This window comes from Paenibacillus mesophilus, assembly GCF_005938385.1.
Classification (GTDB): Bacteria; Bacillota; Bacilli; order Paenibacillales; family NBRC-103111; genus Paenibacillus_AB; species Paenibacillus_AB mesophilus.
The window spans coordinates 301,350-313,920 of sequence record NZ_VCRA01000004.1 but is presented as its reverse complement, the minus strand read 5'-3'; the positions used below and the strand labels follow the sequence as shown (position 1 = coordinate 313,920).

Genomic DNA, 12,571 nt, shown 5'->3' with positions numbered 1-12,571 from the left:
GACAGAAACAGAATGACCATTGCGAATGGTATAAACAAATTAAGCAAAACATCTAAAACAAAAAGAAAAACCCTCGCTTTCCGCGAGGGAAGCAAGGGTTTTCGTAGTACATAGAACCAATTAGTTGATGAATCCTACTTTCGACAAGAAGCGTTTCAGCATCGTCGCAGCTTCGGCGCGAGTAGCTTGACCGTCAGTGACGAGAGTCGTATCGGTCATACCGTTCATCAGACCGGCAGACAAGGCGATAGCAACTTCTTTTTGACCCCAAACGATCTTGCTTGCGTCGTTGTATTTCGACAAAGCTTTCGTAATGGAAGCTTGATCGATAGCGACTTTACCGCCAGCGAATTCGTAAGCGCGGACAACCATAGCTGCCAGCTCTTCGCGAGAGATTTGCGCTTGCGGGCGGAACGAACCGTCCTCGTAACCGTTAACGATACCTGCTTGTACAGCAGCGCCAACTGCGCCTGCATACCAGTCAGCGGATTTCACGTCGCTGAACTTAGCAGCACTTGCAACAGGAGTCAGACCAAGCGAACGTACTACCAATGCCGCGAACTCGGCACGAGTGATGTTGCGATCAGCTTGGAAAGCCGTATCGGTAGCGCCATTCACGATCATCTTGCTGGCAAGCAGCTCGATGTCGGCTTTCGCCCAGTGAGTAGTGATATCGCTGAACGTTTTGCTGTATTCAACGACCGTGTATACGCTGTTGCCCGTACGCGAGAACGTTGCTTCTGTATCGGAGAACGTACCAGGAACGAAGCTGAAAGTCTTCGTTGCCGGATCGTACATCAATACGACAGCGTTTTTGCCAGGTTTCGACTTCAACGGAATCGTACGCTTCACATATTGCTTGAAGGAATCGACGTTTTGTTTCTTACCGTCTTTGCCTTCAAATGTGATGCTGAAATCAACTGCGTCCGACAAAGAAGTGCCGCCTGCAGCAGTTACTCCATCCGTTACGGATTTCGCATCATTGCCGGCAAGCTTCTTGATGTTGACCGTGAACTTCAGATCGCCTACAGCTACACCAAGGTCTTTAGCCAATGCATCAAAATCAAAGAGCGACAACGGAAGTACATAAGAACCGTTATCCGTCTTGATAACGAGAGCCGAACCGGATTTCTTCGCTGCATCCAAGAGTGCGGATACAGGAATCGTAGCCGTATCGCCTTTCACTACCAGAGTTGCTTCGGTTTTGTTCGCAAATGCGTTTTTCAACGTGTTAGCGTCAACTTGACCGTTAGTTACGTTGATCGAACCGTCGGAGTTGGTGGTATTGCCAGTAGATCCGCCAGGACCACCGAAACCACCGACGCCCGTATAGGCTCTGGTCTTCTCCGTAACAGTCTTGGCATCGCTTCTGTTACCATGTTCATCGACAGCCACTACACTGAACGTATACGAAGTGTTTGCAGCAAGGCTCGTTACTTTTTGTGTCAGCGCTGTAGTCTTGTAACTTGGAGTAGTAGAAGTACCTTGGTACACCTCATAAGTAACGCTGCTTCCGTCGAAAGAGGTAGCAGCCTTCGACAATGTCAACGTCAACGAGTCAACCGTGATGTCGCTGACTGTCAGAGAGCTATCTCCCCATGTAGGTTTTTTGTTTACTGGAGTTACTTCTTCTGCCTTAGTCTTGACTGTAAGAGGCAGATCCGAGCTTGCATTGTTAGCTGCGTCATACGCAATGACTTTGAAATCATACGAAGTATCAGCAGTAAGTCCAGTAACACTGTACGTGAGTTCGGTTACCGTTTTACCCAGCAGGTTGCCGTTTTTGTAAACACTGTAACCAACCACGCCTACGGCATCCGTCGCTTGTGGCCACTCAAGCTTCAACGAAGTTTGAGCAATGTCCGTAGCCTTCAGTTCTGGAGCGTTTGGCCAAGCTGGAGCAGTGGTGTCATGAGATGGCCCAGGAACGGATTCAGTCGTAACCGTCTTGATCAACGGAGTAGCGCTAGCATTGCCAACAGCATCATATGCGACTACTTTGAAATCATACGGAGTAGCGGCAGTAAGTCCAGTAACGTCATAAGTAAGCCCAGATACTGTCGTCGTACCCAGAAGTCCACCGTTTTTGTAGACGTGATAGGAAACTACACCCTTATTGTCCGAAGCAGCTGGCCAATTGAGTGTCAACGATGTTTGAGTGACTACCGTGGCTGTCAGCGCATCGCTGTTTGTCCACGATGGGGCAACTTCATCGAAAGTTACTTTATAAGTATTAGTCGTGACTGTCGGGGCCTTTACCTCGATATACTTATAAGTCCCAATTCCATTTTTTGTGAAGTTGTACTCGTATACGCTGTTGTATACTGAGTAAGTTGCTGTAGCCGTTGTAATCTCTCCATTGGGACCGTAGATACTAACCGTAACTCCACCAGGCTTGTACGTGTCAGAGTATACAGTTCCACCTACGTTCTGGCCATTGTAAGTTACGTTTTTGAAGCCAGAAGCTCCCAAAGCAATGATAGGCATAAGCAACGAAATCAGCAATACGGTAACAAGCAGCTGCGACACTTTTTTCATTAAGGTCGGTTTCGACATATGTATTCTCCTCCTTTCCTGATTATTTTTAGTTGAATGTTGTGGAACCATAATTGTAGGTTTCACCTCCTCTGCTAATCTATTGTACTGGATGGAAGAAGATTTGAAAATAACTATTATATGAAAAAAACGAAAAGCCGCGCATTATAGCGCGGCTTTAAGCATTTTGTCGATTTCGGCCCTTTCATTGGCATTTTTGGCAATAAGTTTGTTATATAGGTCCTGATCGGACTTTCCTTGCCTCATAATAGAGGCGAGGTAAAGTCTGACTAGCAACTGGTTTTTGGCATCATCGAGATTACCGCCTATGGATCCTTTTAGCACGTTTTCCGCAGCGCCGAACTCTCCAAGTGTAAAATATACTTGTGCCGTTGCTGATAACAGATTCGGAGTTAAGCTGAATGCGGCTCCCTGCATTTGTCCCTTTGGCAATGTTTCAAGATGCTTGACCTTTTGTGCGACAGAATTATAAGTCTCGATTACTCTATTCGCATATTGGGTGGCCAAAGTTTTGTTGGATGCTCTGGCTTGATCATAGAGGGCCAAGTTCAGATCCGCATATCTTTCATACAAAGAATTGTCCCAAGGGAATTGCTGCAGTCCTTTACCGACAAGATCGATCAACTTTGTTTGATCGTTTTTTATGGTGTATAGTTGAAGCTCTTGTCCGAATAAAGTCTTGCTATTGGTTTCCTTATGTTTCATATCTTGAAGTAACTGAATGGCCTCGTTATACATCTTCTCGTCTTTATTCTGGCTATACAATTGAGTAAGGAATCCTACCTTCGTTGCCACATAATCCGGATGATATGGCTTCAGCTTTAATGCTTCGTTCAATGGGTTCATAATGTCCTGTAACGGTTTTTGAGCAGCAGCATTTTTAATTGATATAGAATATTTGTTGTTGGCGCTAAACTGAACAGCCGATACTATAAAAACTATTATCGCGACTGCGCCAAGTGCGATTGGATACGCGAGGCGTAATTTCGTTACGAGGGGGCGTTTTGCAAACGACAGCTCCTCGGAAGTAATACCGGAGGCCATGCCACCCAAACAAAGATAAACTAATGCTGCAATAAAAGCATAGCTCATTTCAAAATCAATAATGCTGTGAATGAGCAGCGAAACAGTTACTATATAAAACACAAATTTACTATTCCTTAATGTTTCGTCTCCTTTTATATAGCTGCGTATATACTGATAGAAAATATAAAACAAGAAGATTGCCAAAATTATAATTCCCAAAGTCCCTACTTCAATCCAAAACTGCAGAAAGAAGTTATGCGCCTGCCGACTCGTATAAGGATTGTTCTGGTACTTTTCATACAAAGCAGCCCAACCGCCACCGCCTGCTCCAAGTATAGGATAATCCTTGATGAGCTTGAACGCGTCTTTATAAAAAGTGGCCCTCTCCAATACACTGTGTTGTTCGAAGTTGATATTATTTATTCGCTGTTCCAGCGTATCTGGAAGCATTTTGCGAATTGGTGAGTCGCTGAGCAAAATATAAGAACCTATTAAACCGAATATAAGAGCAAGTAAAGGTAAAACAAACGGCGAGTACTTGAAAGACAGCCATGTCATCGACTTGTCAAGAAAACGAGTACCTAGAAATTTGTGTGCAAGAACCAAGATTGCTGCCGAACCTAAAGTTGCAAATAGAAAATATGCCCATCCCTCTAAAACTTTTGGATCGGATAAGCCTAGAAGAGTTACGACTCCAGTTGGTGTGCGGGTTGCCAACACTCTTTTTACAATATCATTTCCAAGGGTGTCCATCTTATCAGTTATAGCTAATGAAGTTATAGTAGCCCAAAATAAATACATGAGAAACAAAAGCTGTTTCTTTAGAGAAATAAAAGGCAGAACAAGCAGTAAAATAACTGGCAGCAGCACTAGTCCACCACGAGACAGCGTAAGAAAGAACGAGAGTAGAATCGGCATCATCATTACGCTATGAAGTAAGATGGAATACCAGGTTCGCGAATTGACCAGTAAATAAAGACTGGCAAATAGCAAGGCCATCAAAAAAGCGGCATATGCATTGGCGTATTGAAAAACCGAGGTCAACCTTAGTCCCTGATCGGTCAGCATTACTCCGTCTCTGGAGTAAGCATTTCCCAGCAAGTTCAGCATGCCATAAATTACTACAACATAACCGCAAAACATGATGGAATTAATTACAATAATATTGCCAAGAGGATTTTTGGTCAAATAAATGCCTAAGACAAAAAATGTTGCATACAGCACCTGCAGCAGTACCATCTTGATTGATAAATGAGCGGAGGCGGCAGAGAATGAAGACAGTACATATGCCAATGGAATCAACCAGACCAATAAAGATAGCAAGTCGGATCGATTTATTAAATTCCATCGTTGATAAAAGAAAACTGCAGCTAGCATCAATATAAGAGAACACCATAAAACCGCCGTAATAATGGGTCGTTCAAAAGAATTGACTACATAAGCTTGGTTCGATTCGCCGTTAAATAAGGCAGTTTGAAATGCTGCAAAGAACAAGAAGAATACGACAAAAAATAAAATCAGCCAATAAATCATCGAAGTTGTTTCGGAAAGCGCCAAATTTGTTTTGGGACTTTTGCTTTTGCCATATACTTGTTTCCTCATACTTGTATGATAACCTCGTTTCTTCTCCTTTATTTATGACAATAATATTATCAAACCTTTGCAGGTTATTAAAGGAGATAGTAAAGAAAAGTCGCCAAGCCTATGTCAATACTTTGAAAGTTGATGGTTTAGTCTCATAATTTATGAGGTAGTATTTGTAATGCAAGTTTGATAGAATAGCTTTTGACATGATTCGTCAAGATACGAATGTCTTACTTATACGATGGAGGGCGAGCTTATATGTAAATACAGGATATATTCATTAAAGTTAAAAGAACATTACACAAAAAATGTGAGGTTTATACATGATTAATAGAAAAAAATTTTTTCAATACAAGTATAGTTTTCTTCTCTCTCAATTAATAAAAAGAGATTTTAAAACAAAATATAGGAGATCAGTATTAGGGATTTTTTGGAGTCTTTTAAATCCGCTCCTAATAATGGTAGTACAGTATTTGGTATTTTCTACGCTATTTCGTTTTGACATTCCAAATTATTCTGTGTATTTATTGAGCGGCATTGTTATGTTCAACTATATGGCTGATGCGACTGTTCAATCCATGACCTGTATTATTCAAAATGCATCGCTTATAAACAAGGTTTACATCCCGAAGTATATATATCCTTTTTCTCGAGTTTTATCGAGTGGTGTTAATTTTTTGTTCTCCTTAGTGGCGCTTTATTTAGTAATAATTTTTAGCGGTATGCATATCACTCTTGCTCACATTGCGATTGTGTATGCAATTGTTTGTCTTTTTGTTTTTATTATGGGGATATCGTTAATCTTATCTTCGCTGATGGTCTTTTTTCGAGACACGCAATTTTTGTATAGCATTGGGTTAACAATTTGGACTTATTTAACGCCAATATTTTATCCAGAAAGTATCCTTCCATCATATATGATGACTGTTATGAAATTTAATCCGATGTATCATTTTATTAGATTTTTTCGCTTTATTATTTTATATCAAGGCATTCCGGTTTTAAAGGCTTGGGTGTTTTGTGGTTTAATTGCGCTCATATCGCTTGCTATTGGGGTATTTGTATTTAAACGAAGCCAAAACAAATTTATTCTGAGTTTGTAGGGAGAATGATTCTATTGATTGAATTAAATAATGTATCTATGAAGTTTCGTATGGCGAATGATCGTATTATGAGCCTCAAGGAATACTTGCTTAAAAAAATTGCAGGTAAACTTCAGTATAAAGAATTTACCGCGCTTAAAGATATCTCGTTTTCGATAAAAAAAGGTGAAGTTGTCGGCATCATAGGTGGTAATGGTGCTGGCAAGAGCACAATGCTTAAAATTGTATCAGGAATATTAACTCCTACACAGGGTAGGGTGAAAGTGGATGGTAATATTGCACCACTGTTGGAGTTAGGTGCAGGCTTTGATATGGATTTATCGGCCAAAGAGAATATATATCTTAATGGTGCTGTGCTAGGATACTCCAAACAGTACCTAACCGAGAAATATGATGAAATTGTCGATTTCTCGGAATTGCAAGAATTTATGGATGTTCCGATTCGGAATTTTTCTTCTGGTATGACAGCTCGGTTAGCGTTCTCTATTGCAACTCTCGTGAATCCTGATGTTTTAATTGTTGACGAGATTCTTTCGGTCGGTGATGCTCAATTTCAACAAAAAAGCGCTTCAAGAATGCGGGAATTAATAAACGGCGGAGCTACAGTTATTTTAGTTTCTCACAGTATCGAACAAATTCGTGAAATATGTACTCGTGTAATTTGGTTGGATCATGGGGAAGTAAAAATGATCGGAAATATGGAAGAGGTCTGCAGTGCTTATATAAGTTATGCAAAGGGTGGCAAAAGCGATCCAGATCCGATAAATCCATTAATTTACCGAGAAAAGTTATATTCACCTACTTTTATTGCAAAATACAATAACGATTATTTTATTGTTGATTGTTGGCATCATCGTGTGATTTATAATGAAAATTTAATTGACCCTATTAAAAAATGGAAAACACTTGCTGGAAGCTTTAGTAACCCGCATTCGATTGCAAGTGACGGCGAAGTGTTTTTAGTTGAGGATACTAAGTATGATAGAGTAAAAGTATTGCGAAGAAAGGGTACATCTTTTGTAGAAACTCAATCAATTGGGAATATAGGAAGTCAACCTAATAAGATAATCTATGATTTGAAAAATAAAAGATTTTTCGGCATTGCTGCGTCTTCACAACAAGTTTTTACGTTAAAAAATAAGGGCAATGAAGTTATCGTTGAAAAGATTATAAAACTAGATTACTTAAAAACGGCATATGTTAGAGCAATCAGTTTCATCGATGAAAAGATTTATTTTGTTTCTGGTCCAGGTAAAATAATTGCGGCACAAGCTTCAGATCTGACTTTTGATTTGATTGAAGAATTTATCGTTCCTTTTGAATTACAAGGTATGAACGATATTGCTAAGATCGGATCTTATTATTATCTAAGTGTCTATCAAAATGGTGCTGGAGATATAACACCCAAATTAGTTAGAACAAAGGATTTGAATGAGTTACAAAATAATAATTATGAAGATTTGAATGATCAATTATCACTTACCGGAGTTCCCTATAATATTTCGTTCCTCGACGATAGGATATTTTTGACGGAAATTGATTCACATTCTTCTATAAAATCATTTAAAGTAGTCAATGACATTATCACTGATCTTCAAGTTCATTATGATATTGGTAAACCCGACGAGTCCTCTCTTAAAAGACGTAAAATGGGATAAACCCGTGCTGACGTTGGTTTGATTTTTAACAAGTTAGGAGGAGGAGTTAGATGGCACGCCTTAATCTCGATTACTATGAGCCAAGTGCTGAAGATGTATACACCGACGGCGACATTGAACTTGAATTGCTTGAATATGCTAAAAGTGCTAAAGACGATTGGTATCAAGATGGAAGATGGCCTGTTGTTTATCATATGTCCCATCTTCGGCATAACATTCTAAACTGGTTTCCGTTCAAAGAAAACTGCACAATATTGGAAATTGGTGCTGGTTGTGGTGCACTAACAGGTCTGCTGTGTGAACGAGCGAGTAAAGTTGTTGCGGTTGAGTTAACAAAGAGAAGGGCAAATGTTAATTATGAACGCCATAAGCAGCATCAAAATCTAGAAATTGTAGTTTGTGACTTTCAACGTATTCCTTCAGAATGGAAATTTGACTATGTCATTGTAAATGGTGTTTTGGAATATGCCGCTTACATGATTCAAAGTAATAGCCCCTATGAGGATTTCCTAAGGATTTCAGCAGAACATTTGAACCCTAATGGTCGGATACTGTTAGCTATAGAAAATAGGCTTGGATTAAAATATTTTTCCGGTGCAAAAGAAGATCATACGGGTAAATATTTTTCTGGTATTAATGGCTATGTTAATGGAGAAAAAGTGAGAACTTTTTCTAAAGCAGAACTTTCAGAAGAAATAATAAAAGCTAAACTACATCCAATAAAGTTCTTTTATCCCTATCCGGATTATAAATTCCCAACAGAAATTTTCACCGACTCTACTGTTTGTGACATGGTACCAACGGTTCCTAATTATCCAATGGATATGTCGAGAACTATGCTTTTCGAGGAAAGACATGTTTATCAATCTCTAATGAAGAATGGTGTAATGGAGCATTTCTCAAACTCATTTTTAGTTGAGATCGCAGGAACTCCTGATGAAGTTCCGGCTGAAATGGCTTATGTCAAAATTAGCGCGAATCGAAATGAAAACTTTCGCATCTGCACCTATTTTGACGAATATAGAGTAAAGGTTCACAAACAAGTACTGTGCCCACAGGCAGTTAAACACTTAAAAAAGATGAAAGGCTTTAGCGCATTTGATTATGCAGATGGTTGGTTAAAGAACAATTTTGGTCTGGAAGAAAGAGAAGGACACCTCTCATTTCCGTATATCAAAGGAGAAAACTTAGAGGAGTCACTGCTTCATACATGCAGGAGTGGAGATATAGATGCTTTTTACACTCAAATTAGCCAAGTGCGCGATGCAATGTTTACTAATAAAAGTTTACAAAAACAACCTGATTCTGAGAAATTTAAAGAAATCTTTGGAGAAACAATCAGTCTACGTCAACTTCGTTGGGCCAACAATTCTAATGTCGACATGATCACAGGGAATATTTTCATTGTTGATAATAGTTATCAAGTAATTGATTATGAGTGGCATATTCCATGTGAGGTGCCACAAGAGTTTGTAATGTGGCGTATGCTCAAGCAATTTGTAGACGATCACGATTTGGCGAGTTTTTTTACGAAATCTATGCTCTATACATTAATAGATATAGATGAAAATACCGAAAAATGTTTTACAGACTGGGAAAACCATTTTGCAGAGAAGTACGTAGGTATAAAGGACCTGCATAATCTTTCAAAGGATGTAGTTGTTGTCGATGTTGAACAGGCTGAAGTGCAGCAAATGAAAGAGAGAGTGCTGCATAGTACCTTGTTCTATGATCTGGGAAGCGGTTTTACTGATGTTGATCACGAAAAATGTCAAGCTGATTATTCGGATATTGGATTTACCGCTACTTTTACGCAAGAAAAGTTAAAAAATGCAAAAGTTCTTCGGTGGGACCCACTTGAAGGAAATGCTTGTATTATCAAGATACAAAAGATTGAAACTGATGGATCATTTATCGATTACAAGGCAATAAATGCTGAAAGGTTTATTGAGAATATAGGTTTTGAATTCTTTACATTTGATCCTCAAATGCTACTAACTGGTGATTTTTCAAATGCTACTTATTTAAAGATTTATTTTTCTTGCAAAATATTGGATTGGACATTAGGATATCATAAACGCGAGCGTGAAATTGGTCTATATTTGCAAGAGAATAAAGATTTGGCATCTGCTAATCAACAATTGTTAACCGAAGTGAAAGAAATTCAAGAAAGAGCTAATCATACTCAAGAACAATTTGATGCAAAGTCGGATCAATTTATTTCATTAAGTACGGAAATGACAGCAATAAGGGAGGAATTTAGCAATATTCAAAAAGCACTGTATACTGCACAGAAGGAATTGCTAGATACACAGAAAGAACTCCTAGTTATGCAAGATGAACTGCAAAATACTCAGAAACAACTTGATGCTACACAGAATGAACTGTTAGCTACACAAAATCAGTTTCATAAAACACAGACAGAGCTACAAAATACACAAAATGAACTATTATATACTCTTAATAAGCATACAGATTTGATGGCTCAAGTGAAAAAACATCGGGTAAAAACAATAATAAAAGTTTTATTATTTGGTAGCATAACTAGGGGGAAATAGTGTGAGTAGGGTCAGTGTTATTATGCCTTGCTTTAATGATGGTGCATATATTGAGGAGGCAGTAGCCTCAGTATACGCGCAGACCTATAAAAACATAGAACTTATTATCATTGACGACGGGTCTGATGATGAGAATACATTAAATGTGTTAAACAAAATAAAAAATTCTAACACGAAGTTTTTGAGAACTAATCGGCTTCGACCAGCTGGAGCCAGAAATGCAGGTATTGAGCAGGCAACAGGGAAATATATTTTGCCACTCGATTCTGATGATATAATTGAAAAGAATTATGTTGAAAAAGCAGTTGAAATTTTGGAAGGAAACCAAGAAGTTGGTGTTGTATACTGTTATGCAGATTTATTCGGAGAGAAGAGTGGAAGATGGGATCTTCCGAATTATTCGTTAGAAAAAATGTTGCTAGATAATGTTGTTTTTGTAACAGCTTTATTCCATAAAGAAGACTGGGAAAAAGTTGGTGGATTTAACACCAATATGAAACATGGCATGGAAGATTATGACTTCTGGCTTTCAGTCATGGAATTAGGGCGTGAGATTTATCAAATTCCTGAAGTATTATTCCATTACCGTATCAAACCTACTTCACGTACAACGGAGTTTTTGACCAATGTTCAAATCGTTCGTGAGACATATTTTGATATTTATAAAAATCACCCTGCTCTATATGAGAAATACAAGGATCAGTATGCTGTAGGACTCAGAGATGCTCTTATTGAGCATATTTTTTTAAATAGAGCATTGCAAGAGAGTATTGTAATTTTAGAGAAAATCAAACGCATTCCTGTACTTAAATCTATTATTAAGAAATTTATCATGAAGTAAATGAGGTATTCAAATGCTAATTTTCACTTCGATATGTGCAAATTACTTGCATAAAGCCCGAACACTTGCTAAGTCTGTTAAAGAAAACATTCCTGATGCTACCTTTGTTGTCTGTTTAACTGAACGTGAAATATTGCCACAGTTTAATTATCCCTATTTTGATAAAATTGTTTTAGCTAAAGATGCTTGGGAAGGGAATTTCAACCGGTTTATTTTTAAGCATGCTATTGTTGAAGCTTCGACAGCAGTAAAAGGACAATTTTTTCGTTATTTATATGAAAAATTTCCGGAAGAACAGAAATTTATATATCTTGATCCAGATATTTATGTTTATAGTGATTTTATAGAGTTACGGTCTCTGTTGGATACTCGCCCAATCGTTTTGTGTCCTCATTTACTTGATCCTGGGAATATTGATATGGAACTGTCTAGCACTGCTCATGGGGTATATAATCTTGGATTTCTAGGTGTTAATCGTAGTCAAGAAGCACAAAATTTTATTAATTGGTGGGCAGAACGTTTATACTTATTTTGCTATGATGACATAGCGAAGGGCATCTTTACTGATCAAAAATGGATCGACTTGGCTCCATGCTTTTTTGATGTGGAAATCTTTAAACATAGAGGTTATGATTTCGCACCATGGTCCTTGTTGAATTGCGGGATGAATGTAGAAAAAGGAAGATACAATGTTAAGGGAGATCCGATACGGTTTATTCACTATTCAGGATATGGAGCATCGGCGGAAAAATGCATGAGAGATTGGCTTCCTGAAGGGGAGCATCCTTTTAAAAAATTATATGCAGAATATGCAGAAATTCATGATGCTAATAATGCAGATTCTATATCCAAAACACCATGGACATATAGTTGTTATACTTCTGGTGAAAAAATTGAAGATTCAATAAGAATCAAATACCGTAAAGATTATGATGTGATGTTCAGTGTAGAAGATCCATTTGAATTGAGTAATGATTACTTTAGAAAAATTTTAATAAATGGTAAAAATATAAAAAAAATTAATAGAACCTTGTTTAAAGCGATTGAAATTATTCGAACTCAAGGATTAAAAATATTTATTATGAAATTATACAAAAAGTTAGGGAGATAATAAATTTCTCACTTTGAATAATCAATTGACTAATAAAGGAAGAACATTTTTGTGAGAAAATGTTGAACGGTTATCATGATAAAGTACAACCTTAAAGTATGTGGTTGGGATAAGCGCATATATTGGAGTTGGTT

Annotated in this window: 7 protein-coding genes; 5 read left to right on the top strand and 2 right to left on the bottom strand. The window is 38.1% G+C overall.

What is annotated here, in order from left to right; translation table 11 throughout:
• Positions 1–120: 120 nt before the first annotated feature.
• Both FE783_RS09030 and FE783_RS09025 read right to left on the bottom strand, forming a co-directional pair.
• Positions 121–2,556 (bottom strand): S-layer homology domain-containing protein, encoded by a 2,436-nt coding sequence (locus FE783_RS09030; RefSeq protein ID WP_158301687.1) that lies wholly within the window; start codon positions 2,554–2,556, stop codon positions 121–123.
• 144 nt (positions 2,557–2,700) lie between these two features.
• On the bottom strand, positions 2,701–5,184 hold the full coding sequence (locus tag FE783_RS09025) for an O-antigen ligase family protein (protein ID WP_138879011.1): 2,484 nt from the start codon (positions 5,182–5,184) through the stop codon (positions 2,701–2,703).
• 305 nt (positions 5,185–5,489) lie between these two features.
• Here FE783_RS09025 and FE783_RS09020 point away from each other — a divergent pair, with 305 nt between their 5' ends.
• The 5 genes from FE783_RS09020 to FE783_RS09000 are packed head-to-tail and all read left to right on the top strand — an operon-like array spanning position 5,490 to position 12,437.
• Entirely contained in the window at positions 5,490–6,269 is a 780-nt protein-coding gene (locus tag FE783_RS09020; RefSeq protein WP_138879010.1) for an ABC transporter permease, read from the top strand.
• A 14-nt stretch (positions 6,270–6,283) separates the two neighbouring features.
• Complete coding sequence (locus tag FE783_RS38235) at positions 6,284–7,927, top strand: ATP-binding cassette domain-containing protein (RefSeq protein WP_238402953.1); 1,644 nt, start codon at positions 6,284–6,286, stop codon at positions 7,925–7,927.
• A gap of 50 nt (positions 7,928–7,977) precedes the next feature.
• Positions 7,978–10,485 carry a class I SAM-dependent methyltransferase gene (locus tag FE783_RS09010; RefSeq protein WP_138879009.1) on the top strand — a complete coding sequence of 836 codons (2,508 nt, stop codon included), beginning with the start codon at positions 7,978–7,980 and terminating at the stop codon, positions 10,483–10,485.
• Position 10,486: 1 nt separating this feature from the next.
• On the top strand, positions 10,487–11,326 hold the full coding sequence (locus FE783_RS09005; RefSeq protein ID WP_138879008.1) for a glycosyltransferase: 840 nt from the start codon (positions 10,487–10,489) through the stop codon (positions 11,324–11,326).
• Positions 11,327–11,339: 13 nt separating this feature from the next.
• The gene (locus FE783_RS09000; RefSeq protein ID WP_138879007.1) at positions 11,340–12,437 is read left to right on the top strand and encodes a hypothetical protein; all 1,098 of its coding nucleotides are present in this window, start codon (positions 11,340–11,342) and stop codon (positions 12,435–12,437) included.
• Positions 12,438–12,571 lie beyond the last annotated feature (134 nt).